Annotated in this window: 17 protein-coding genes and 1 pseudogene; 5 read left to right on the forward strand and 13 right to left on the reverse strand. The window is 57.0% G+C overall.

Features of this window, described 5'->3' with window-relative positions; all coding sequences use genetic code 11:
- Positions 1 to 85: 85 nt before the first annotated feature.
- Positions 86 to 1,417 carry a putative aminohydrolase SsnA gene (gene ssnA, locus K2184_RS01325; protein WP_196552946.1) on the reverse strand — a complete coding sequence of 444 codons (1,332 nt, stop codon included), beginning with the start codon at positions 1,415 to 1,417 and terminating at the stop codon, positions 86 to 88.
- Between the two features lie 2 nt (positions 1,418 to 1,419).
- The gene (gene ygfK, locus K2184_RS01330) at positions 1,420 to 4,524 is read right to left on the reverse strand and encodes a putative selenate reductase subunit YgfK (RefSeq protein ID WP_064383037.1); all 3,105 of its coding nucleotides are present in this window, start codon (positions 4,522 to 4,524) and stop codon (positions 1,420 to 1,422) included.
- A 531-nt stretch (positions 4,525 to 5,055) separates the two neighbouring features.
- Between ygfK and K2184_RS01335 the strand changes: the two are divergent.
- Positions 5,056 to 5,832: pseudogene (locus K2184_RS01335) on the forward strand (XdhC family protein); the annotation flags it as partial.
- 107 nt (positions 5,833 to 5,939) lie between these two features.
- Here K2184_RS01335 and arcC read toward each other — a convergent pair.
- The 5 genes from arcC to ygeW all read right to left on the reverse strand — a co-directional run bounded on the left by arcC (position 5,940) and on the right by ygeW (position 12,064).
- Positions 5,940 to 6,872 (reverse strand): carbamate kinase, encoded by a 933-nt coding sequence (gene arcC / locus K2184_RS01340; protein WP_004103169.1) that lies wholly within the window; start codon positions 6,870 to 6,872, stop codon positions 5,940 to 5,942.
- Between the two features lie 12 nt (positions 6,873 to 6,884).
- Positions 6,885 to 8,291 carry a dihydropyrimidinase gene (gene hydA, locus K2184_RS01345; protein WP_163524884.1) on the reverse strand — a complete coding sequence of 469 codons (1,407 nt, stop codon included), beginning with the start codon at positions 8,289 to 8,291 and terminating at the stop codon, positions 6,885 to 6,887.
- Positions 8,292 to 8,341: 50 nt separating this feature from the next.
- On the reverse strand, positions 8,342 to 9,553 hold the full coding sequence (locus tag K2184_RS01350) for a YgeY family selenium metabolism-linked hydrolase (protein WP_004113674.1): 1,212 nt from the start codon (positions 9,551 to 9,553) through the stop codon (positions 8,342 to 8,344).
- Between the two features lie 62 nt (positions 9,554 to 9,615).
- Positions 9,616 to 10,815, reverse strand: coding sequence for a diaminopropionate ammonia-lyase (gene dpaL, locus K2184_RS01355; RefSeq protein WP_017145668.1), 1,200 nt, complete (start codon positions 10,813 to 10,815; stop codon positions 9,616 to 9,618).
- A gap of 61 nt (positions 10,816 to 10,876) precedes the next feature.
- Positions 10,877 to 12,064, reverse strand: coding sequence for a knotted carbamoyltransferase YgeW (gene ygeW / locus K2184_RS01360; RefSeq protein ID WP_004103164.1), 1,188 nt, complete (start codon positions 12,062 to 12,064; stop codon positions 10,877 to 10,879).
- 490 nt (positions 12,065 to 12,554) lie between these two features.
- On the opposite strand from ygeW, the gene K2184_RS01365 reads away from it, so the two are divergent.
- Entirely contained in the window at positions 12,555 to 14,339 is a 1,785-nt protein-coding gene (locus tag K2184_RS01365; RefSeq protein ID WP_004103163.1) for a sigma-54 interaction domain-containing protein, read from the forward strand.
- Positions 14,340 to 14,410: 71 nt separating this feature from the next.
- Here the strand turns inward: K2184_RS01365 and ychF are convergent, their stop codons facing one another.
- Together ychF and pth are read right to left on the reverse strand one after the other, a co-directional pair.
- Positions 14,411 to 15,505: a redox-regulated ATPase YchF gene (gene ychF / locus K2184_RS01370; RefSeq protein ID WP_016808843.1), complete on the reverse strand. Its 1,095-nt coding sequence runs from the start codon at positions 15,503 to 15,505 to the stop codon at positions 14,411 to 14,413.
- 117 nt (positions 15,506 to 15,622) lie between these two features.
- Entirely contained in the window at positions 15,623 to 16,207 is a 585-nt protein-coding gene (gene pth, locus K2184_RS01375; protein WP_004103161.1) for an aminoacyl-tRNA hydrolase, read from the reverse strand.
- 272 nt (positions 16,208 to 16,479) lie between these two features.
- On the opposite strand from pth, the gene ychH reads away from it, so the two are divergent.
- A complete protein-coding gene (gene ychH, locus K2184_RS01380; protein ID WP_004103160.1) occupies positions 16,480 to 16,755 on the forward strand; it encodes a stress-induced protein YchH in 276 nt (91 codons plus the stop codon).
- A gap of 209 nt (positions 16,756 to 16,964) precedes the next feature.
- Complete coding sequence (locus K2184_RS01385; protein ID WP_017145671.1) at positions 16,965 to 18,011, forward strand: MerR family transcriptional regulator; 1,047 nt, start codon at positions 16,965 to 16,967, stop codon at positions 18,009 to 18,011.
- Here K2184_RS01385 and dauA read toward each other — a convergent pair whose 3' ends face one another.
- The 4 genes from dauA to lolB all read right to left on the reverse strand — a co-directional run bounded on the left by dauA (position 18,012) and on the right by lolB (position 22,529).
- Positions 18,012 to 19,691 carry a C4-dicarboxylic acid transporter DauA gene (dauA, locus tag K2184_RS01390; RefSeq protein ID WP_029496800.1) on the reverse strand — a complete coding sequence of 560 codons (1,680 nt, stop codon included), beginning with the start codon at positions 19,689 to 19,691 and terminating at the stop codon, positions 18,012 to 18,014.
- 248 nt (positions 19,692 to 19,939) lie between these two features.
- Complete coding sequence (gene prs, locus K2184_RS01395) at positions 19,940 to 20,887, reverse strand: ribose-phosphate diphosphokinase (protein ID WP_004103157.1); 948 nt, start codon at positions 20,885 to 20,887, stop codon at positions 19,940 to 19,942.
- 182 nt (positions 20,888 to 21,069) lie between these two features.
- Positions 21,070 to 21,918 carry a 4-(cytidine 5'-diphospho)-2-C-methyl-D-erythritol kinase gene (gene ispE, locus K2184_RS01400; RefSeq protein WP_024274374.1) on the reverse strand — a complete coding sequence of 283 codons (849 nt, stop codon included), beginning with the start codon at positions 21,916 to 21,918 and terminating at the stop codon, positions 21,070 to 21,072.
- Positions 21,918 to 22,529, reverse strand: coding sequence for a lipoprotein insertase outer membrane protein LolB (lolB, locus tag K2184_RS01405; RefSeq protein ID WP_004103154.1), 612 nt, complete (start codon positions 22,527 to 22,529; stop codon positions 21,918 to 21,920). Before lolB ends, ispE begins: the two co-directional genes overlap by 1 nt.
- Before the next feature lie 273 nt (positions 22,530 to 22,802).
- On the opposite strand from lolB, the gene hemA reads away from it, so the two are divergent.
- Positions 22,803 to 24,059 carry a glutamyl-tRNA reductase gene (hemA, locus tag K2184_RS01410; protein WP_004103152.1) on the forward strand — a complete coding sequence of 419 codons (1,257 nt, stop codon included), beginning with the start codon at positions 22,803 to 22,805 and terminating at the stop codon, positions 24,057 to 24,059.
- Positions 24,060 to 24,090: the final 31 nt, after the last annotated feature.

Consider the following 24,090-nt stretch of genomic DNA (forward strand, 5'->3'; position numbering starts at 1 on the left):
CGGCGCGTAAGCTGCCGGGTCATTTCACGCGCGCTGTCTGCAAAAAAAACCGGCTTGTCAGGCCGGCTTAGCATTTTTGCACGGGCTATGCGGGGAGCGCATCCATTCGCGCCCACATTTTTTTCGCCACTTTCTGCGCTTCGCGGAATATCGGCTCGCAGTCGAAGCTGAACTGGCGATCCTCGTAGATCATCACGCCGTTCACCATCACGCTGCGCACGCTGTTTGCTCCCAGGCCGAAGGCGATATGTCCGGCGATATTTTCCGCGATCAGCGGCGTCGGCGCCATATAGTCGCAAATGGTGAGGTCCGCTTTATAGCCCGCCTCAAGGCGGCCAAAGTGGGCGTTGAAGTTGCGATTCAACAGTTCATTACCGTTACTCAGCGCCTTCGCGAAGCTGTCCGGCCACAGCGGCCCGCCGGCGTCGCGGTGTTTAAAGAAGGCAAACTTCAGCTCCTCGAACATATCGAAACCAATGCCGTCGGTGCCGAGCGCCAGATTACGGATCTGCGGCAGGCGGTGGTTGTAGCCGACGTGATTGTTCATATTGGAGCGCGCGTTATGCACCAGGAAACCATCCTGCGCATTGAGCAGCTCCACGTCGGCATCGGAGATATACAGACCGTGAGCAATCAGCGTCTTACTGTTGATAAGGTCGAACTCCGCCAGCCGCACCAGCAGGTCCTTGCCGTAAAGGTGATGGCTGTGAGAAACATCGTAGCGGTCTTCCGCCGCGTGGATATGCAGGCCGCGGCCGGTGGCTTTTAGCGCTTCGCGCAGCATCGCCAGGCCTTCATCAGGCACGGTGAACGGCGCATGGGCGCCGATATGGGCCTCCACCAGATAAGGTTGCTCTCCTTTTTCGCGGGCGGCGTCGATCTCTCTGGCAAAGCGAATATTCTCCTCAACGCTGTCGCGCAGCTCGCGGCTGCCAAAGTTGCGGTCGGTCGTTTCGAAGCAGGTCATCCCGCGCAGCCCGATTTTGAGAAAAGCGTTGCGCAGCTGGCTCAGGGAGCCAGCGATATAGTGGGGCGACGCATGATGATCGATAACCGCCGTGCAGCCGCTACGCACGGCCTCCATGGCGCAGATCAGCCCGCTGTAGAAAAGCGACTCTTCGTCCAGCGCACGGTCAAGGCGCCACCACAGGTTTTTCAGCGTGGAGATAAAGTCCGGGCTGGGCGCGATATTAGCCTGAATCCCCCGGGACAGGCCGGAATAAAAGTGATTGTGCGAGCAGACCATGCCGGGCATTACCAGTTGCCCGCGCATCTCTTTCACCTGCGCCTGCGGATAGCGCTGGCACAGGCCGGGGCCGACGGCGAGAATTTTATCATCCTCAATGGCAATATCGACGTTCTCCCACACTTTCGCCGGATAGATCTGCGCGGCGGTGGCATTTTTCAGGATCAGGATACTCATACTTCAACGCCTCCCAGGAGATAGCTTTGATGCTGATGAATATGGCTTATGATGCGGCACATGGCGTCGAGCTGGGCCGGTACCTCGTTAAACTGGCCGCGGTCGTTAATTTCCAGCTGCCACGTCTGGTCGTTCTGACGCACTTTGACGCTGGCGCCCTCGACGAAGAAGCCCGGATTGGTGCTGTTGACAAAATCCTGCTCGAGGCTGAATACGGTGATTTTGTCTTTATACGGTTTCCCCTGCCACGGGCAGAACTGAGCGCAGTTGCCGCATTCGTTGCAATAAGCGTCCAGGTGCAGGGTCTGGAAACGATTCTGGAACCCCGGGACGGCCACGGAAATATTGGCGCGGTTTGGACAGACGTCGACGCACTTGCTGCACACGTAGTTGCACTCCAGGCAGCGGCTGGCTTCCTGCTCGACAAAAGCCTCGCGCTGGTTTTTATCCACCAGCGTGACGGCGATAGCGCCTTTACGCTGATACACCTTTGCCGGATCGACATTGTTCCAGACTTTATTCCCGTAGCTGCTGGCGATATTTTCCCGCGCCAGGATCACGTCCGTGGCCCGCCGCGCGTTGCCGATAGCGGAGACGATAGAAGAGGGGCCGCGCTGAACGTCGCCAATCAGAAAGACGTTCGGCTTGCTGGTCTCGCCATCGGCGTTGACCACCGGCCAGCCCTGCGGGTCGAGCGGGATCCCCATTGCCGACAGCGCTTCGCCGTCCTGCTGCTCGCCGATGGCGGTAATCAGGGAGTCGACTTTCAGCGTGCGAAGTTCATCGGTTTCTACCGGACGGCGGCGGCCTTTCTCATCCGGCTCGCCCAGCTTCATCACGCGTACGACGAGCGTTCCGTCGGCGTTAAACTGTTCCGGGTTGCATAGCCACTCGAAGTCGACGCCGTCGAGCAGCGCCTCATCGTACTCTTCGCGCCAGGCGGGCATCTCTTGTTGAGAACGGCGATAGACGATGGTTGCGCTCTGCACGCCCGGAACGCGTAGCGCCGCGCGGGCGCAGTCCATCGCGGTATTGCCGGCGCCGACCACGGCCACGCGTTTGCCCAGATCCAGTCGGTCGCCGCGGTTGAACTGGCGCAGGAACTGCAGCGACTTATGCACGTTCTGGTTGTCGCCGCGCAGCTTCACGCCGCTGTTTTTATCGGTACCGGTGCCGACCAGCACATAACGAAAACCTTCCGCCTGCAGCTTTTCTACGCTCAGATGCGGGTCGCAGCCGTACTCAATTTTGACGCCGTGGGCGACGACAAAATCGATATCGTGCTGGATAAGCTCGCCGGGAATGCGGAACTGCGGAATGATATTCTGCACCACGCCCCCGGCGTTGGCTTCGCGTTCAAAAACCGTGACCGGATGCCCGGCGCGGGCGAGAAAGTATCCGGCGGCGAGACCCGCAGGGCCTGCGCCGATCACCGCTACCGGGTGCTGGGAGCCGGAGCCCGCGGGTTTGTGCCAGCGGCTGCGGTACTCGTCCCAGCCTTTCTCCAGCGCCACTTTTTTCAGCTCACGAATGTTGAGCGCGCTGTCGTAATCCAGGCGCGTACAGTTGTACTGGCACTGGTGGTCGCAGATATGGCCGGTAATGGCCGGCAACGCGTTACGCTGATAGATTAGCTCCAGCGCGTCGGCGTAGCGATGCTCGCCCAGCAGGCGAATATATTCCGGAATATCCTGCTTAATGGCGCAGGCCGTTACGCAGGGGGCGACGTAGCAGTCAAGCAGCGGCAGGGGCTCGCCGGTATCAATGCGCTCTTCCGGCTTCCACTGTTTCTGGGTGTAGTCCATGCTCACCGCTTTTTCCGCCAGCGCGTTGAGGCGCTCGACGTCGATCTGCGTCATGTTCCAGCCGTCGGCTTTTTCCAGCTCGCGCATGCACTCGCTCAGGCGCAGATATCCTCCCGGCTTCAGCAGGTCGGTGGCCATGGTGATAGGGCGAATGCCGGTTTCGAAAATTTCGCGAATATTCAGCTGGCTGGCGCCGCCGGAATAGGAGATCGGCAGCTTGCCGTCAAACGCCCGCGAGAGCAGGGCGGCCACGTTGATAGATAGCGGGAACAGGGCGCGGCCGGACATATACATTTCATCTCCCGGCAGCGCCCCCTTGTTATTGACGGTGCCGAGGGTGTTGGTCAGCTTGACGCCAAAGCCGAGGCTGCGCTCTTTCGCCAGCGCCATCAGGCGCGTCAGCATCTCCAGCGCCCGGTCGATCTTAAGGTCGTGGTCAAATGACTCTTCGCTAAGGCCGATATAGCCGAAGCCGCAGGCGTCGAGGATCTGGCGTACGCGTGGATAGCCGAGCAGGGTCGGATTGAGCTTCACAAAGGTGTTGAGGTTTTTCTCCGTCAGCATATAGCGGCAGATGGCTTCGATCTCATCCGGCGGACAGCCGTGCATCGTCGAGAGGGTCACCCCTTCCACCAGCCTGGCGGGCACGCGCTGGGCAAGGTTATCGAGCGCGTCTTTGCGCGCGCATGTTGGTAGGCGATCGATAAAGGTTCTATTTTGCAGCCAGCGGTTCAGGGTGTCGCGGTACTGGGCGAATTTAGGATGGGCGGAGGCGTCCATCATATTGTCGATAAATTCCTGCATTGGCGGCTGTTTAATACCGTCAAGGTTGTAGCCAACGCTCATATTGAAAATAAACGACTTGCTCTCTTTATGGGTGCCCAGCGGAAAGACCTGCTCGAGCAGATGCAGCGTGAACCAGGCTTTCAGGTATTCATCCCAGGCTTTCTTGAGGGTAAATTCGGTGGACCATTCGGTGTTAAAGCACTCATCTTCGGCATCGATACAAGGCTTTTCCAGCTCCAGCCGGTCAAGGATCTGTACGGTTTTCAGCTCGATAAACCGCCCGCCGGTGAGCCATGCGGTAATGATGTTTTGCGCCAGCTGGGTATGCGGCCCTGCTGCCGGGCCGAGCGGCGTCGCACAGCTTTCGCCGAATACGCCGATCGACCTCTGCGCCTGCGGCGTGTAAAACTGTTGCTCGGGAATGCCAAAAATAGTCCGCTGACTCTGATACTCGTCGAAAATGCGCGTTAAAAGCTCCTCAAACGGCACGGGACGCATTATATCTCCCATAACCCTCTCCTTAGATATCATTGTAAGATCGACATTGCCGGTGGTAATAATCCCGACGGATAACGAAAGAGGAGCAACAATCACACCAGTTATTCAAACCGCGGCGGCGAAATAATTAATTTGTGAACCAGGTCGAAACTCGACGATGCCGGGCGAATAATTCCATAGCGGGTAAATGAGAACTCAAATCAATACGCTTTATCATTCGGCGAGATTTCTCAAAATCAGATCCGGAATATCAGAATGATAATTTATGTCGGCTATTCGGCGGTGATTTCAGCAGGCGGCTTATTTTTGCTGCGGTAACAGAGGAAATAATCGATGAGATACCCTCGTTGCAGCGTCAATAGGGCTAACGAAATGACCTGGCTCACAATTTACGATGAAAAATAGCGGCTAAGTATAAATATTGCATAGTTGCTACGGGTCGCTGCGACGCTATTTCTACGCCGGGTAGACTCTCAAACTGAGAACCCGGGGAAATATCGCAGATAATCAAATAGAGCCGTAAACATCGCCTTTGAGGTTGGTATGAATGTTTTTGCAGAAGCTGCACGACTTGAGGAGCAGAACCGTCCCTTTGCCCTGGCGCAGATTGTCGAAAGCCGGGGCTCTACCCCCCGACACTCCGCTCAGATGCTCATCCGGGAGGACGGCTCGATTGTGGGCACCATTGGCGGCGGGATGGTGGAGCGTAAAGTCATCGATGAGGCGCTGGAGGCGCTGAGCGAGCGGGAGTCGCGAATGTTCCACGGCCGCATGGCGCGCACCGGTAGCGACGCCGTGGGCTCCGACTGCGGCGGCGCGATGTCGGTTTATATCAGCGTTCACGGCCTGCGCCCGCGCCTGCTGTTGGTCGGCGCCGGGCACGTCAATCGTGCGGTTGCCCACGCCGCGGCGCTGGTGGATTTTGACATCTGCGTGGGCGATATCTATCCCGCCAGCCTTTGCCCGGAGGCTTTTCCGCTTTCGGCGAGGCTGGTCCATGGCTCCAGCTTTACGGAAGTGGTCGAGGCGATGGCGGTGCGGCCGCAGGATTTCGTACTGATCGCCACCAACAACCAGGATCGCGAGGCGCTGGACAGGCTGATAACCCAGCCGGTAGCCTGGCTTGGGCTGCTGGCCAGCCGACGGAAAGTGCAGGCTTTTTTACGCCAGATGCGGGAGAACGGCGTGCCGGAGGCGGATATCAGCCGCCTGCGGGCGCCGATTGGTTATGACATCGGCGCCGAGACGCCAAACGAGATTGCTATCAGCGTACTGGCGGAAATCCTGCAGGTGAAAAACGGCGCGCCTGGGGGGCTTATGGATCAGGTGCGGCAATCTTGTCAGCCGGATTGTCTGGCTGAGGCGGTGGCAATCTGAAGAGCAGGGGAGAGTTGCCGGGAGGTTCCCGGCAACCCGTAGCGTACAGCTTATTGGCTTATGATGGTGCCCGTTTTTCCTTCTATCCCCTCTTTGGCTTTGCTTAGCATCGTGATCAGCGCTTTGCGCCCCGGGCCTGAGCGGGCGAAGGCGGCGGCGGCTTCCACTTTTGGCAGCATAGAGCCTTTGGCAAAGTGTCCCTCTTCGATAAAACGTTCGGCATCGCGCAGGGAGAGGTTATCCAGCCACTGCTCATCAGGTTTACCGAAGTTGATCGCCACCTTCTCCACGGCGGTGAGGATGATCAGCAGATCGGCGTCGATCATCTCCGCCAGCTTCGCGCTGGCCCAGTCCTTGTCGATGACCGCGCTGGCGCCGCGCAGATGATTACCTTCGCGTATGACCGGAATGCCGCCGCCGCCGACGGTGATCACCACGTGGCAGTCATCCATCAGCGCTTTTACCGTTTGTTTCTCGATAATATCGACCGGCTTTGGCGACGCGACGACGCGACGGTAGCCGCGCCCGGCATCCTCTTTCATGATGTAGCCGTTTTGGCTCAGCTTCTCAGCCTCTTCTTTGCTGAAGAATGAGCCGATGGGCTTGGTCGGATTAAGAAAAGCCTCATCGTTAGCGTCCACTTCCACCTGGGTTATCAGGGTGGCCACCGGAATGTCCAGCTGGCGCGTGAGCAGTTCTTCACGAATCGCGTTCTGCAGGTCGTAGCCGATGTAGCCCTGGCTGAGAGCCACGCAGACCGACATCGGTAGCATCGGTGTGTGGGCTTCGGTTTTTGCCGCGGCCTCGAAGGCCTGATTAATCATGCCCACCTGCGGGCCGTTGCCGTGAGTGACCACCACCTGGTGACCAAGGGAGATAAGATCGACGATCGTCCGGGCGGTGTGCTGTACGGCCCGCATCTGTCCGGCGAGATCGTCGCCCAGCGCATTCCCGCCGAGAGCGAGAACAATTTTTTTACTCATAGCTTCCTCTCATTACGTTTCTGTTCCGCTGACGGCCTGGTGAGCGGTGGAAAAAGGTTGTCGGCGTAAAAAGCGGCCCTGTCCGGCGATGCCGGTAAAGGTGCCGTTATCAAAGATCACTCTGCCGTGGGAGAGCGTCTGGCGAATCGCGCCCTGGCAGATAAAGCCTTCATAGGGTGAATAGTCTGCGTTGTCGTGCAGCATGGCATGGCGGATGGTGGTCGTACGCTGTGGATCGATGATAACCACGTCGCCATCGGCGCCGGGCGCCAGCAGACCCTTCTGCGGCCACAGACCAAACAGCTTCGCCGGATTGGCGCTGGTGAGCGCCACAAAGCGCTCGGGGGTGATGCGCCCGCTCATCACGCCGTGCGAGAACAGCAGCAGCAGCCGGTTTTCTACTCCGGGCAGACCGTTCGGACAGCGGCTAAAGTCGCCGCCGGAGATCTGCCTGCGCTGCTGCGCAGAGAAAGCGCAGTGGTCGGTGGCGACCGTGTCAATATCCCCATCATGGATGCCGCGCCATAGCGCATCGTTATTACTGGCGTTGCGCAGGGGAGGGCTGAGCAGGTAGTTAAGCGCATCTTCACGCTCGTAGCAGCGCTCGTCGAGCAGCAGATACTGCGGGCAGGTCTCTACCCACACCGGCTGGTGGCGTCTTCTGGCAAGACGTAGATACTCCAGGCCCAGGGCGTTGGAAAGATGAACAATATAGAGCGGCGCGTTTGCCGCCAGCCTGGCGAGGTTGATCGTTCGGGCGATGGCTTCCGCCTCGCACTCCAGCGGGCGGCTCAGGGCGTGATAGCGCGGCGCGGTTTTACCGGCGTTGATAAATTCCGCCCGGCGCTGGGCGATGGCGGCATCGTTTTCCGGATGGACCGTCGTCAGCGCGCCGGCGCGCTGCAGGTGGCGCATTGCCTGCAGCAACTCGTCATCGTTAAGTTTGTACTGGTAGGTCAGATAGAGCTTAAAGCTGCTGATGCCGCTATCCACCATCATCGGGATCTCGTCGAGAATGCCGTGGTTAACGTGCTGGATAACGCCGTGAAAACTGTAGTCGATAACGGCTTTATAGGCGGCGTAGCCGCGATAGACTTCGAACTGGTGGCGAAGGTGGCAGCCGACGGGGCCAAAGCCCATATGATCAACAATGGTGGTGGTGCCGCCGCAGGCCGCGGCCCGGGTTCCGGTAAAAAAATCATCGCAGCTGCGGGCGAGCCCCACGTCAATATTGAAATGAGTATGAACGTCGACGCCGCCGGGCATCACGTAGCAGCCCTCGGCGTCAATCACTTCGCAGGGTTGTTCTGCCTCAATAGAATCGGCAAGGCGCTTGACGAGGCCATCTTCAATGAGCAGGTCCTGCTTTACCTGTCCGTCGGCGTTGACGACGAGGCCATTTTTAATCAGTACGCGCATAGAAACCTCAACATACCGCCGCAGAGCGCGGCGGCAGACAGGACGAACAATTACTCCGTAGCCAGCCAGCTCAGCGGGATGGCGGCATACATTGCGGCGCAGGTCACCAGATGCGATTTCCAGGTTTTCTCATTTGGCGCGTGCGCTTCCGGCTCTTTCCCTGGCCCAAAACCGATAACCGGAATGCCGTGGCGGCCCATAATTGACACGCCGTTGGTGGAGAAGGTCCACTTATCCACCACCGGCGCTTTGCCGAACAGACCTTCGTAGGCGTTACTCAGGGCGCGGACGGTGAAGTGGTTCTCTTCCACTTTCCAGGTCGGGAAGTAGCATTCGGTCGGGTAGACCAGCCCGGTCCAGGAGGGGCGTTCGTAGTTGTACATTGAGACCACCGCGGCGGCTTTTTTCACCGCCGGCAGCGCGCGGATCTCTTCCAGCGCGCCTTCCCAGGTTTCGCCCCAGGTCAGACGGCGGTCAATGGAGACGGCGCAGCTATCCGCCACCGCGCAGCGGCTCGGCGAGGTGAAGAAAATCTCTGACACGGTCAGGGTGCCTTTGCCGAGGAACTCGTCGTAGCCCAGCTTCTGCGAAAGTTGTTCCAGCTCGGTGAGAATGGGGGCCATTTTGAAGATGGCGTTATCGCCGCGCTCCGGAGCGGAGCCGTGGCAGCTGACGCCCTGAACTTCCACGCGGATCTCCATACGCCCGCGCTGGCCGCGGTAAATCTGGCAGTCGGTGGGTTCGGTGCTGACGACAAATTCAGGACGAATGCCGGACTGTTCAATAATGTACTGCCAGCACAGGCCGTCGCAATCCTCCTCCTGAACGGTACCGGTCACCAGCAGGGTATACTCATCTTCCAGACCCAGATCTTTAATAATTTTACCGGCATAAACCATGGAGGCCATTCCGCCCTCCTGGTCAGACGCGCCGCGTCCGCCGATCAGCTCATCGGTCTCCATACCTTCGTACGGGTCGAAGTTCCAGTTTTTGATGTTGCCAATGCCGACGGTATCAATGTGCGCGTCCATGGCGACCAGACGCGGGCCGTGGCCGATGTAGCCCAGTACGTTACCCATCGGATCGATTTCCACTTTGTCGAACCCGACTTTCTCCATCTCCTCTTTGATGCGGTGCACCACGCGCTTCTCATCACTGCTTTCGCTGGGGATGGCGATCATATCGCGCAGGAAGCGGGTCATCTCTTTTTCATACTGTTTTGATTTTTCCAGGATCGCGTTGAACGGAATTTGCTTAGCCATAAGGATGTTCTCCAGTTCTGAATACAGGTTTCCCGCCGGGCGGGAGGAATTTGATAAGTCGGCTACTGCGCGGCCGGATGTTTGCCTTCCCAGACGACTTCGCGATAGTGCTTAACGTCGGTGTCGCCCTCGGTGCTAATCACCAGCACCACGGAATCGCTATCCAGCTTGAGCTTGTGCATCAGCGCTTCGCGCTGCGGATGGAAATGAATCGCCGCCAGCAGGCCGAGACCGACGGCGCCGGATTCGCCGGAGATGATGCGAGGATCCTGGCCCGTCGGGTTTCCCAGCACCCGCATGCCGAGGGCGGCGACGGCGTCCTGACAGGAGACAAACTGCGTGGCGCAGTTGCGCAGCACTTCCCAGCCCAGCGGGTTAGGCTCACCGCAGGCGAGGCCGGCCATAATGGTGGCCATATCGCCGCTGACGTTAACGATCTGGCCCTTCAGGGCAGAGCGGTAGAGACAGTCGGCCAGCTCCGGTTCGACGATAATGGAATGGAGATGCTTCGCGCCGTAGACATCGGCCAGGTAGCCCAGCACGCCGCCCGCCATCGCCCCCACGCCGCCCTGCAGGAGCACGTGCGTCGGACGGGCGATACCCATCGAGGAGAGCTGTTCTACCGCTTCATCAGCGAGGGTGGCGTAGCCCTGCATAATCCAGGTCGGAATTTTTGTGTAGCCTTCCCAGGCGGTGTCCTGCACCACCTCCCAGCCGTTTTTCTGCGCGGTCTGCATGGTAAAGCGGACGGTGTCGTCGTAGTTCATGTCGGTGACGATACACTCGGCGCCGAGGCGCAGAATGGCATCAACCCGCTCCTGTGCGGAACCTTTAGGCATATAGATAACGGCGTTCTGGCCTAACTGGCGGGCCGCCCACGCCACTCCGCGGCCGTGGTTGCCATCGGTGGTGGTGGCGAACGTCATCTTCTCTTTAATGCTGGATTTGAGCGTTTCGAAGGAGAGATCGTTGATATCTAAATGGTATTTTTCACAGAGCAGCCTGGCAATAGCGTAAGAGCCACCGAGCATTTTGAAGGCATTGAGGCCAAAGCGCCGGGACTCGTCTTTGACGAGGATTTTTTGCACGCCAAACAGGGCGGAAAGCTCGTTCAGCGCCACCAGCGGCGTAGGCTTATAGCCGGTAATTTTTTGATGAAAGCGGCGAGCCTGCTGCGCCTGCTGGCGTGAAAACAGCGGCGAAGTCTCCCCGTTGAAAAAACGGTTTTCGGCAATATCCATTTTCAGTGAGAAAGCAGACATACTCGATCCTTATCCTTTTATGGGCGAAGTCATGAGGCTGGCCCGCAGGCCAGCCTGGGGATTATTTGATGCGTTTCTGCGCTTCCTTGAGCAGCTGCTCCAGCACCTTGCCCGGATTGGCGTATTTGCGGCACACGATCATCGCGGCGATGATATACGGCTTCCAGCTGGCCTCTTTGTAGGTCGGGATACGGTACTTCTCGAAGACGCCCTCGGTGACTTCGCCCGCGTCGCAGGAGACGCCGGTGATATCCGCCGGCAGGCAGTGCATGTACAGCGCGTCGCCGTCGCGGGTGTGTTTCATCATCTCTTCCGTACAGTGCCAGTCTTTATGTCCGGCGTTCTGTTCAAGGCAGGCTTTTTCCAGCGCCTTCAGGCCTTCATGGTCATTCGCGCGCAGCAGCTCGGTGCGTTTTTCCATCACCTTGTACGGCGCCCAGGATTTCGGGTAGACGATATCGGCGTCTTTAAATGCTTCTTCCATGCTGTTTACCTGGCGGAAGCTGCCGCCGGAAGCTTTGGCGTTGTTTTTTGCCACTTCAATAACGTCCGGGATCAGGTCGTAACCTTCCGGGTGGGCGAGGGTAACGTCCATTCCGAAGCGGGTCATCAGGCCGATAATGCCCTGCGGTACCGAGAGCGGTTTGCCATAGCTCGGCGAATAGGCCCAGGTCATAGCGATTTTCTTGCCCTTCAGGTTCTCCAGCGAACCGAAGTGCTCGCGCAGCCAGGCGAGATCGGCCATGGATTGCGTCGGGTGGTCGATATCGCACTGCAGATTGATCAGCGCCGGACGCTGCGGCAGGACGCCCTGCTTGTGGCCGTCATCCAGCGCTTCGCCTACCTCACGCATGTAGGCATTGCCCGCGCCAAGGAACATGTCATCGCGGATGCCGATGGCATCGGCGCAGAAGGAGATCATGTTGGCGGTTTCACGGACCGTTTCGCCGTGGGCAATTTGCGATTTTCCCTCATCCAGATCCTGCTGGGCCAGACCTAACAGGTTGAGCGCGGAGGCATAGGAGAAGCGGGTGCGGGTTGAGTTATCGCGGAATACGGAAATACCTAATCCGCTGTTAAACACTTTGGTGGCGATATTTTCATCGCGCAGGGTTTTCAGCGCGGCGGCGACATCCAGCACCTGCTTCAGCTCATCCGGCGATTGCTCCCAGGTCAGCAAAAAGTCTTTCTCACTGAGATGAGAGTTAAGTTTATTGATATCCTTAATCAGTTCGTTAACAGTTTTCATGTTTCAATCCTGGTCGTGAATGACGGCTTAATGATTGCTGTGCGGTCGGATATGCAGAGTTGCCGAATTAGCGACTGCCAGCGCTGTATAATCACTAACAATAAGCGTGCCAAATCCTCCGCAAGAGGCGACGGTCAAAATTGAATGGTTGAGATTATGCTAACTCGGTCACGAATTCAGGCGTGTTTCTCCGGCAGGGAAACGCTGACATTTGTGCCACTGGCGTCAATTCCAGCAGTACAGGCAAGGGAGGGCGCAGTGAATAATACGATTATCATCTTCACACTGCGCCAATATGATAAAATCCGCTGTGAATTTATCATATTGATAAGGAACTGTGATAGCTATTGCATATTTAAGATAAGGTGGGGGGATCGGCCCTATCTATATCAATGCTCGCCGCTAAAGGGAGTGGTATCATTCTTCAGAGATAAATAAAACCGCCTCGCTCGATGCCGATCAGGTGAGCAATAATAGAAGGCCGATATACATGATACCGTCCAAAGCACCTTCCATTTTAATGCAGATTCAGCCTACAATTCAGAAGTTTGCAAGGATGTTGTCCAGCGTACTACAGTTGGAGGTTGAGATTGTCGATAACGAATTATACCGCGTTGCGGGAACCGGGGCTTATAGTAAGCAGATTGGCTATAAATTAAATTCAAATTCACGGCTTCTTCGTTACATTATTGAAACACAGAGCGAAAAGGTCGTCACCCATTCCCGCTTCGATCCTCTCTGCAAAGATTGTAACAATAAGGACAAGTGCGAAGAGAAAGCGTTCCTCGGCACTCCGGTGATGTATCACGACCGCTGCGTTGGCGTTATTAGCCTGGTGGCGCTAACCCGCGAGCAGCAGGAACGTATTAATGAGAACATTCAGGAATTTTCAGATTATGTTCGCCACGTCTCCAGCATATTCGTTTCCCGCTTTTTACAGGAACGGGCAGTTGGCGATAATATCCACAAAATATTTTTAACCATGATTGAAAATATGGACCAGGGCGTGCTGGTGGTAGGCAACGATCAAAAAGTTAAATTTGCCAACCAGGCCGCGCTGAAAATAATGAGCGTGACGCAGGGCCACGTTATTGGCAAGTCCATCCAGTTTCAGCCTTTGACCTTCGAAGATAATTTTAAGCACGGCCATATGCAGCACATTATCTCCTTTGACGATCGCAAGGAGCTCATTATCGGCCAGCTGCACGCGGTGCAGGATCAATGGCTGTTTTTAATGGCCTTTCACCAGTCGCACTCTTCTGGCGATTTCAGCTGCGGGCAGGAAGGGCCGCAAATTGAAGCAATGGTTGGCGAGTGTCGGCCTATGCGGCAGTTGAAAAAGCTCATCAGCCGCGTGGCGCCAAGCCCGTCCAGCGTGATGATAGCCGGCGAGAGCGGGACCGGGAAAGAGGTTGTTGCCCGCGCTATCCACAAGCTCAGCGACCGCCACACGAAGCCCTTTATCGCCATTAACTGCGCCGCCATCCCCGAGCAGCTACTGGAGAGTGAACTGTTCGGCTACGTGAAGGGGGCGTTTACCGGCGCATCGGCTAACGGTAAGACTGGCCTGATTCAGGCGGCCAACAGCGGAACGCTATTCCTGGATGAAATTGGCGATATGCCGCTCACCCTGCAGGCCAAGCTGCTGCGGGCCATCGAATCACGAGAGATTCAGCCGGTAGGCGCCAGCCATCCGGTTCAGGTCGATATCCGCATTATTTCCGCAACCAATCAAAACCTTGACCAGTACATTGCGGAAGGGAAGTTCCGCGAAGATCTCTACTATCGCCTGAACGTCATCCCGCTGCGTCTGCCGCCGCTACGCGAACGCCAGGACGACATTGAGCTACTGATTCACTATTTTCTGCATTTGCATACCGGTCGGCTCAACCTGGTTTACCCCGGCGTCGCGCAGGATGTGATCGATTTCCTCAAACGCTACCGCTGGCCGGGCAATATTCGCGAACTCAGCAATTTGATGGAGTACCTGGTCAACGTGGTGCCCTCGGGCGAGATTATCGATATGTCCCTCCTGCCGCCCAATCTGTTGAGCAGCGGTGAACTGGCGAGCCAGCCGACAGCGCCTGTTTCAGCGGCAGCGACCATCGCCCAGGAGGAAAACGTAACGGCGCTGGAAGAGATGGAGCGGCAGATGATCCGTGACGCCCTCTCTCGCTACAGTAATAAAAAGCAGGCAGCGGACGAGCTGGGTATCGGCATCGCCACGCTGTATCGCAAAATAAAGAAATATTCGCTGGCGGCGGGTCAGAACTGACGGGAACGGCGTCAATAAAAAATCCACGCGAGAGCGTGGATTTTATGACTGGTCTCAGAGCACAGAAAGGCTTAAACGTTGAACAGGAAGTTCATCACATCGCCATCTTTTACGATGTAGTCTTTACCTTCAGCGCGCATTTTCCCGGCTTCTTTGGCACCCTGTTCGCCTTTGTAGGTAATAAAGTCTTCATAGGCGATGGTCTGCGCGCGGATAAAGCCCTTTTCGAAATCGGTGTGGATTTTACCTGCGGCCTGCGGAGCCGTTGCGCCGACCGGGATAGTCCACGCGCGAACTTCCTTCACGCCTGCGGTGAAGTAGGTCTGCAGGTTCAGCAGTTCGTAACCGGCGCGGATAACGCGGTTCAGGCCAGGCTCTTCAAGACCCAGTTCGGCCATAAACTCATCGCGGTCGGCATCGTCCAGCTCGGCGATATCGGACTCAACGGCGGCGCAAACGGCGACGACCACCGAACCTTCGGCAGCGGCGATTTCGCGGACTTTATCGAGATAAGGGTTGTTCTCAAAGCCGTCTTCGTTGACGTTGGCGATATACATGGTCGGCTTCAGGGTCAGGAAGCTCAGGTATTTAATCGCCGCTTTGTCTTCGTCGGTCAGGGTTTTTAACGAACGCAGCATACCGGCATTCTCAAGGTGCGGCAGGCATTTTTCCAGCGCCGCCAGCTCGGCTTTCGCGTCTTTATCGCCGCCTTTGGCTTTCTTCTGCACGCGATGGATGGCGCGTTCGCAGGTATCCAGGTCGGAGAGCGCCAGTTCGGTATTGATCACTTCAATATCGTCAGCCGGGTCCACTTTATTGTTAACGTGGATAATGTTGTCGTTTTCGAAACAGCGCACCACGTGACCGATAGCTTCGGTTTCGCGGATGTTGGTCAGAAACTGGTTGCCCAGGCCTTCGCCTTTGGAGGCGCCTTTGACCAGGCCCGCGATATCAACGAATTCCATCGTGGTCGGCAGAATACGCTGCGGTTTAACGATTTCAGCCAGTTTGTCCAGACGCGGATCGGGCATCGGCACGACACCGGTGTTCGGCTCAATGGTACAGAAGGGGAAGTTGGCCGCTTCAATACCCGCTTTGGTGAGCGCATTGAACAGGGTGGATTTGCCGACGTTGGGCAAACCGACGATACCGCATTTGAATCCCATGATTTAAATCACCTTAATCTTTGGATAATCAACCTGTTACAGTGAACAGATTGTAGAAAAGTAAATAACTTCGCCTATTATACACGGTGCGTGACAAAAATTCCGCACGCCGACCGGTTATTGCGCTTTAAAAGCGTGTAAACGGTTGGTCGCTTTGGTCAGGCCATCCTTCATCCACACTTCGGTGCAGCGTACCGCTTCGTCAACGGCCTCATCAATCAGCTTCTGCTCGCTGGCGGGCGGCTTGCCCAGCACAAAACCGACAACTTTATTTTTATCGCCCGGATGGCCGATTCCCACGCGTAAGCGGTGAAAGTTCGGGTTATTGCCCAGCTTGCTAATGATGTCTTTCAGGCCATTATGGCCGCCGTGACCGCCGCCCAGCTTGAACTTAGCGACGCCAGGCGGTAAGTCGAGCTCATCGTGGGCGACCAGGATTTCATCCGGGTTAATGCGAAAAAAGGTCGCCATCGCGCCGACGGCTTTACCGCTCAGGTTCATAAAGGTCGTTGGGACCAGCAGGCGAACATCCTCGCCCGCAAGGTTAATCCGCGAGGTATAGCCGAAGAATTTGCTCTCTTCGCGCAGCGGCGCGCGGTAGCGTTCTGCCAATAAATCCACGTACCAGGCGCCGGCGTTATGTCGGGTCGCTGCGTATTCAGCGCCGGGGTTCGCCAGGCCGACAATCAGTTTTATGCTCACTTTTTTATCCTGCTTGGATCGTTCTCTGGCGCGTAGTGTACTGTCTGCGCGCGCGGTTGACAAAATTCTGCCAGCGAAGCGCGGCCGGAACGGATAATCACGGCTTTGAACAATTAGAATTTGATGTTGTTCAGTAGGTTATTTGTAAACTTTTGTTGGCAAGATGTTCGCTTATGTGATCGTCCACGCAATCGCTATATTGGCTATTGTCTATACTACACCTATAAGATTTGGGGATATTCCCATGCAACCCAAGGTTCCGGAGGTGACATATGAAACGCAGAAACGCTTCGTTACTCGGTAATGTACTGATGGGGTTGGGGTTGGTCGTCATGGTTGTCGGCGTTGGTTATTCCATTTTAAACCAGCTTCCGCAGCTTGACCTGCCGCAGTTTTTCGCACACGGCGCGATATTAAGTATTTTTGTCGGCGCGGTACTGTGGCTGGCGGGCGCGCGTATCGGCGGTCATGAACAGGTCAGCGACAGATACTGGTGGGTTCGCCACTACGATAAACGCTGCCGCCGCGATCAGCATCGCCACAGCTGAGTGAATTCTTTACCACCAGCCGTTGTCAACGGCTGGTGCGTTTTCATGCAGCCTGGTCAGGCTGTCTTTCTGCTGTCGTCTCAATTCCTTATTTCTCTCATTGTGCTTCTTCGGCATAGTCTGCTTAATACCCTCCCCGTATTTAGCGCTTGACCCTGACGTCACGTCAGGCAGCAGAGTCGTGCCACTGGTATACGAAAGGAGCAGCCATGTTAATTCAGGTGGGAGAACTGGCGAAGCGCGCCGGAATGACCGTCCGCACGTTACATCACTATGAACAAACGGGATTGCTGACGCCTTCGGCCAGAAGCGCGGCGGGTTACCGGTTATATAATCTGGCGGCCGTTCAGCGGCTGCATATGATTAAAGCGCTGGCGCAGGCCGGGCTGGAACTCGCCACAATTAAGGACTATCTCGACCGGGACGCCTTCTCGCTGTCCGATCTGCTGGTCAAGCAGATCGCCACCCTCGACCGACAACTGCAAACTCTCTCAACGCTGCGCCAGCGCCTGGCGCTGCTGCGCGAAGAGCTGGACAGCGGAGGCGAGCCCGATCTCGAGTCCTGGGTACAAACGCTGGAGCTGATGAAAATGTACGATCGCTGGTTTAGTCAACAGGAATTACAGGTGCTGCCGTTTGCGGAGCAGGATGAGCAGCGTAACCAGACATGGCTGGAGTTGGTGGGGGAAGCGCAGCAGCTCATGGGCGAACGCTGCCCGGCAGATGAGCCGCGGGCGATTGCGCTGGCAACCCGCTGGATGGAGCAGCTGGAGCAGGATACCGCCGGCAGGCCGGAGTTTCTGACTCGCCTGAATGAGATGCACGCCGCCGAACCGCAGATGCGTGAACAAACTGGGGTGACGCCGGAGATGATTGATTTCATTACCCGTGCTTTTGCCGAAAGCAAGCTGGCCATCTGGGCGCGCTATCTGACCGCCGAAGAGCTGGCCTTTACCCGGCAGCACTATTTCGATCGCCTGATGGAGTGGCCGGCGCTGGTGGCCGACCTGCATCGGGCCTGTCGTGAGAAGCGAGACCCGGCCTCCCCGGAAGGTCAGCAGCTGGCGCAGCGCTGGCTGGCGCTGTTCCAGTCTTACGCGGGTAAAGATGCGCAGACGCAGCAGAAGTTTCGCTATGCCATGGAGCAGGAGCCGCATTTGATGAAAGGAACGTGGATGACTTCCGAGGTGCTCAGCTGGCTTCAGCAGGCGATTGGCGTGATGATGCGGCAGGCGCAGGGGCCTGCCGCCGAATAATTAAATATCCGCCAGCGCGGCGTTGCGGTCCGGGTAGAAGCTCAGACGACCCGGAATGGGTTTAACGCCGGCGCGCGCCAGCGTGCGCAGCGGCTGAAACTCCAGATTCGACACGCGCAGTTCACAGCCTTCCGGCAGCTTATTCACGAAGCGCTGGAAGGCATCCAGCCCGCCGGCATCCAGCACCGGCACCGCATCCCATTTCAGCACCACGATACGCTTACCTTCCACTCTGGTTTCGAGGTCGGTAAATAGCCCTTCCGCAGCGGCGAAAAATAGCGGGCCAATCACGCGCAGCACCAGAACGTCGTCAGGAACTTCGACGTTCACCGGCGCGAGGCGGGTCATACGCGCGATCCGGCGCATAAACAGCAGGGAGGCCAGCACAATACCGACGCTGATCGCGATGACCATATCAAACAGTACGGTCAGCGACATGCACATCAGCATGACGATAATGTCGTCTTTTGGCGCATAGCGCAGCAGGTTAACAACCTTGTGCGCTTCGCTCATATTCCATGCCACCATCAGCAGCAGTGCCGCCATAGCGGAAAGCGGCAGCCAGGAGAGCAGGGGAGCGAGGATCAGCAGCGCCATAATGACCAGCAGCGCGTGGATCACGGCGGAAATCGGCGAAGTCGCCCCGGCGCGGACGTTGGCCGCCGAGCGGGCGATGGCGGCGGTGGCGGTAATGCCGCCGAAGAACGGAGCGACGATATTGCCCAGCCCCTGGCCAATGAGCTCGCTATTGGCCTTATGTTTGGTGCCGGTCATGCCGTCCAGCACTACGGCGCACAGCAGGGACTCAATCGCCCCGAGCATGGCCATGGAAAACGCCGCCGGCAGCAGCGCCCGCAGCGAGGACCAGCTAAGCGTGAACTCCGAACCGGGCATATCCCACGGCAGCACCAGCTGCGGCAGCAGCTGCGGAATACCGTTGCCCTGACTGCCGTCGGCGAGAATATAGTGGAACTGAGAGCCGATGGTGGCGACGCTGCCGCCGAGCAGATTAACCACGCCCATGACCGCGCAGCCTGCCAGCAGCGCCGGCAGGTGGCCCGGCAGACGAATACCCAGGCGAGGCCAGATAATCAGCGTGCCCAGCGTGACAATACCGATGGCGGCATCGCCGGGATTAATCGTCGGCAGCGCCATAACCAGCGCGCCGACTTTCTGCAGATAATGTTCAGGCACGTGCGCCATCTGCAGACCGAGAAAATCTTTAATCTGCATGGTACCAATGGTGATACCGATCCCGGAGGTGAAGCCGAGGGTAACCGATAGCGGGATATATTCAATCAGCCGGCCAAAGCGTGCCAGGCCGAAAAGAATCAGGAAGATCCCAGACATCAAAGTTGCAACCAGCAGTCCCGCAAGGCCGAACTGCTGCGAGACCGGGTAGAGAATGACCACAAAAGCGGCGGTTGGCCCGGAAACACTGAAGCGCGAGCCGCCGGTTAACGCAATCACGATCCCCGCCACAGCAGAAGTGTAGAGACCATACTGCGGCGCCACGCCGCTGCCAATTGCCAGCGCCATCGCCAGCGGGATAGCGATAATCCCGACGGTAATCCCGGCGATCACATCACGGGTAAACCGCGAAGCGGTATATTTTTCTTTCCAACAAGCGTCGATGAGGGCGCGGAAAGGCATCACATGTGAGGAAAATAATCTGTTCACAATAATGTTTCATCCATGAGCGCATCATCTGTCAACTAAATGGCAGGTGAAGGAGGCATTGGTCATATCCACGTCATCCTTCGGATGCCTCTCTGCTGGCTGCGTTCATTTACCTCGATCACGTACTGCCGGTACGCTCCCGGGATTCATTCACTTGCCGCCTTGACGCATGCCGAATGATATTGTGGAAGAATAAAAGGTTCAGAGACAAAAAAACCCGCCGCAGCGGGTTTTTGTGCCGGGCTCGATTAATGTTCGAACATAGCAGAGATAGATTCTTCGTTGCTGATACGACGAATCGCTTCGGCCAGCATACCAGACAGTGTCAGAGTACGTACCTTTTCCAGCGCTTTGATTTCCGGCGTCAGCGGAATGGTATCGCAGACGACGAATTCGTCAATCACAGAGTTTTTGATGTTCTGGATGGCGTTGCCGGAGAAGATCGGGTGCGTTGCGTAGGCGAATACGCGTTTAGCACCGCGCTCTTTCAGCGCTTCTGCGGCCTTACACAGGGTGCCGCCGGTATCGATCATATCGTCAACCATCACGCAGTCACGACCAGCGACGTCACCGATGATGTGCATCACCTGAGAAACGTTAGCGCGCGGACGGCGTTTGTCGATGATAGCCATATCGGTATCGTTCAGCAGCTTGGCGATAGCGCGAGCGCGAACCACGCCGCCGATGTCCGGAGAAACCACGATAGGGTTATCCAGGTTCAGCTGCAGCATATCTTCCAGCAGGATCGGGCTGCCGAATACGTTATCCACCGGAACGTCAAAGAAGCCCTGAATTTGTTCTGCGTGCAGGTCAACGGTCAGAACGCGGTCAACGCCGACGCTTGACAGGAAATCAGCAACCACTTTCGCGGTGATAGGAACACGAGCAGAACGAACACGACGGTCCTGGCGAGCATAACCGAAGTAGGGGATAACAGCGGTGATACGACCTGCCGAAGCACGACGCAGAGCATCAACCATAACAACCAGTTCCATCAGGTTGTCGTTGGTGGGAGCACAAGTGGACTGGATGATGAAAATATCACCACCGCGTACGTTTTCATTGATTTGTACGCTGACTTCGCCGTCGCTAAAACGACCTACAGCGGCGTCGCCAAGAGAAGTGTACAGGCGGTTGGCAATACGTTGTGCTAGTTCCGGGGTGGCGTTACCAGCAAAAAGCTTCATATCAGGCACGAGAAGAACCTCAGGCATGCGTCCAGTGGTGGATGAAATGGGCCAAAAACTGTGCGGGTGGGCACGATTTCATCCAGGCGGTGTATTTAAAGAGCCCGATGCAACGTCTGGAACAGGGTGACGTTGTCACCGTAACTCAGTTTCCCCGGCGTTTTCGCCAGATTTGCTATAATAAGCAGAACTTAGCGCAGCGCCTGCTTGAGCGGAGAGATGTTAACACCTCGCGCCACGAAGCCATGCAGCCATGCCGGGGCTTTTTCAAGCACCTGACGAGCGGCGGATTCAGTGTCAAATTCAGCAAATACACATGCACCGGTGCCAGTCAGGCGCGACGGCGCATATTCTAACAGCCAGGAAAGCGCCGCATCAACCTCACGAAAACGTTTTCTTGCGATAACCTCGCAATCATTGCCGAATTTACATTTTAATAACGTATTAATTGACCTGGCCGGGGTATTGCGCGGAAGTTCCGGATCGCGAAAAATGATCGGCGTTGGAATGCTGACCCCCGGATGCGCCACCAGATACCATTTTTCCTCCGGTTCGGCCGGGGTGAGAATTTCCCCGATGCCTTCAGCAAAGGCCGCATGGCCGCGAACGAACACCGGCACGTCGGCGCCGAGCTGCAGACCCAACGCCGCCAGCTCATCTTCCGGAAGATTACAGCCCCACAAGTGATTCAGCGCCACCAGTACGGTGGCCGCGTTGGACGAGCCGCCGCCGAGGCCGCCGCCCATCGGCAGCACCTTATCAATGCTGATATCGGCGCCGCTGCCTGCAGGAAGCTTCCCGTCCTGCGCTGCGGCCTGCATTAACAGCCTGGCCGCGCGAATAATCAGATTCTCTTCATCCGGTACGCCGTCAACCGGCGTTAGCAGACGCAGTTGGCCATCGTCGCGCGGTTCAATCGTCAGCGTGTCGCCATAATCCAGAAACTGAAAAAGCGTCTGCAGCGTGTGGTAACCGTCGGCGCGCTGCCCGGTAATGTATAAAAACAGATTCAGTTTTGCGGGAGAGGGCCAGCGGGTCATCATTTCACAATCCAGTTATCCATTTTCAGCTTGATGCGCTGACTGCCGTCGTTAAGTTCCATATTGGCTGGTAGCGAAGGTTTGGTGTCTGAGGTGTAGCCGCCCCAGGTGACGTGCCAGGTTTTGCCGTTTTGCGTGTAGTTCAGTTCGCGCAGGCGATACTGGTCATCAAGCGAGTAGTCGGTGGCCTCGCCCGGCAGGCCAATGATCCACTGCCGGAGGCTATTGAGCGGAATCGGCATGCCGGTCAGGCGGCCAATCATCTCTTCGGCGTCGGTCGCCGTGTAAGTCTGGCCTTTATTGTCAATCAGCTGCACGTTGCCCGGCTGGGCGGTTAACGACAGTTCGGTGCTGCCGAGCGGGTTAGTCAGCAGCAGGCGGTAGCGGTCCTGGCCCGTCTGCTGCCAGAAGAAGCGGGCATAGACTTTTTGCTCATCAGAAAGATAAGCAAAAGCGCCGCGCGTCTGGAACTGATTAAGATTGCGGACATCTTGCTGGTGCTGACGCCACTGTGGAGAATCCGGGCTTTTACCCGGCCCTTTCGGAGCATTAATCGCACAGGCGGTCAGAACGAGGCTTGCCAGCGGCAACAGGCGGAACAGTCGATTCATAATGATGACAAATCCTTGATGTCTACAGTGAAATGCGGCGGATGAGAGAAACAGGTGGCCGATTTGTGTAGCGGGTTACAATTATAACCATTAATGCTAGCGTTGCCGGGCGGTAGCGTCTACGTTCAAGTTGTCTGAAATCAAAAAATTACCGTTAATGGCTATTACAGATTAGCTATTACTCCAAAAGGGGAGCCTCTCTTTTATTGATTACGCGCATCCTGTATGATGCCTGCAGACTAACCTTAGCAACGCTGGTACTACTCCCTCACAATGACCCTTTTAGCTCTTGGCATTAACCACAAAACAGCTCCTGTAGCGCTGCGAGAACGCGTAACGTTTTCGCCGGATACGCTCGATCAGGCGCTGGAGAGCTTGCTGGCCCAGCCAATGGTGCAGGGCGGAGTGGTGCTGTCGACCTGTAACCGCACGGAACTTTATCTCAGCGTCGAAGAGCAGGATAACCTCCAGGAAGCTCTGATTCGCTGGCTGTGCGACTACCACGGTTTAAATGAAGAGGACCTGCGTAAAAGCCTCTACTGGCATCAGGACAACGAGGCGGTCAGTCACCTGATGCGCGTCGCCAGCGGTCTTGATTCGCTGGTGTTGGGCGAGCCGCAGATCCTCGGGCAGGTGAAAAAAGCCTTTGCGGATTCCAGCCGTGGGCACCTGAACGTCAGTGAACTGGAGCGCATGTTCCAGAAGTCGTTCTCAGTGGCCAAACGGGTGCGCACCGAAACCGATATCGGCGCCAGCGCGGTCTCCGTGGCGTTCGCTGCCTGTACTCTGGCGCGGCAAATCTTCGAATCACTCTCCAGCGTGACCGTGCTGCTGGTCGGCGCCGGTGAGACTATCGAACTGGTGGCTCGCCATCTGCGCGAACATAAAGTCCGCAAGATGGTGATTGCCAACCGCACCCGCGAGCGCGCTCAGGCGCTGGCCGATGAAGTCGGCGCGGAGGTGATCGCGCTGAGCGATATCGACGAGCGGCTGAAAGAGGCCGATATCATCATCAGTTCTACCGCCAGCCCGCTGCCGATTATCGGCAAGGGGATGGTGGAGCGCGCGCTGAAGGCGCGCCGCAATCAGCCGATGCTGCTGGTTGATATCGCCGTTCCGCGCGATGTCGAACCGGAGGTTGGCAAGCTGGCGAACGCCTATCTTTACAGCGTGGACGATCTGCAAAACATCATTCAGCACAATCTGGCGCAGCGTAAAGCCGCGGCGGTGCAGGCGGAAACCATTGTTGAGCAGGAAGCCAGCGAGTTTATGGCCTGGCTACGCGCCCAGAGCGCCAGCGAGACCATCCGCGAATATCGTTCCCAGGCCGAGCAGGTCCGCGAGGAGCTGACGGCGAAAGCGCTGGCAGCGCTCAATCAGGGCGGCGATGCGCAGGAAATCATGCAGGATCTGGCGCGCAAGCTCACTAACCGCCTGATCCACTCGCCAACCAAATCTCTTCAGCAGGCCGCCCGTGACGGGGATGATGAACGCCTGCATATTCTGCGCAACAGCCTCGGGCTGGAATAGCGCACCTTTATCTCTTTTTTAGGACAGGGTG

The organism is Klebsiella sp. K5-306 (assembly GCF_051835185.1).
Lineage (GTDB): Bacteria > Pseudomonadota > Gammaproteobacteria > Enterobacterales > Enterobacteriaceae > Klebsiella > Klebsiella oxytoca.

Coding starts and splice junctions, on each gene's coding strand:
- ygfK (WP_064383037.1), bottom strand. CDS start 4,524: ATGGGAGATATAATGCGTCCCGTGCCGTTTGAGGAGCTTTTAACGCGC.
- arcC (WP_004103169.1), bottom strand. CDS start 6,872: ATGAGTAAAAAAATTGTTCTCGCTCTCGGCGGGAATGCGCTGGGCGAC.
- hydA (WP_163524884.1), bottom strand. CDS start 8,291: ATGCGCGTACTGATTAAAAATGGCCTCGTCGTCAACGCCGACGGACAG.
- K2184_RS01350 (WP_004113674.1), bottom strand. CDS start 9,553: ATGGCTAAGCAAATTCCGTTCAACGCGATCCTGGAAAAATCAAAACAG.
- dpaL (WP_017145668.1), bottom strand. CDS start 10,815: ATGTCTGCTTTCTCACTGAAAATGGATATTGCCGAAAACCGTTTTTTC.
- ygeW (WP_004103164.1), bottom strand. CDS start 12,064: ATGAAAACTGTTAACGAACTGATTAAGGATATCAATAAACTTAACTCT.
- K2184_RS01365 (WP_004103163.1), top strand. CDS start 12,555: ATGATACCGTCCAAAGCACCTTCCATTTTAATGCAGATTCAGCCTACA.
- ychF (WP_016808843.1), bottom strand. CDS start 15,505: ATGGGATTCAAATGCGGTATCGTCGGTTTGCCCAACGTCGGCAAATCC.
- ychH (WP_004103160.1), top strand. CDS start 16,480: ATGAAACGCAGAAACGCTTCGTTACTCGGTAATGTACTGATGGGGTTG.
- K2184_RS01385 (WP_017145671.1), top strand. CDS start 16,965: ATGTTAATTCAGGTGGGAGAACTGGCGAAGCGCGCCGGAATGACCGTC.
- ispE (WP_024274374.1), bottom strand. CDS start 21,918: ATGACCCGCTGGCCCTCTCCCGCAAAACTGAATCTGTTTTTATACATT.
- lolB (WP_004103154.1), bottom strand. CDS start 22,529: ATGAATCGACTGTTCCGCCTGTTGCCGCTGGCAAGCCTCGTTCTGACC.
- hemA (WP_004103152.1), top strand. CDS start 22,803: ATGACCCTTTTAGCTCTTGGCATTAACCACAAAACAGCTCCTGTAGCG.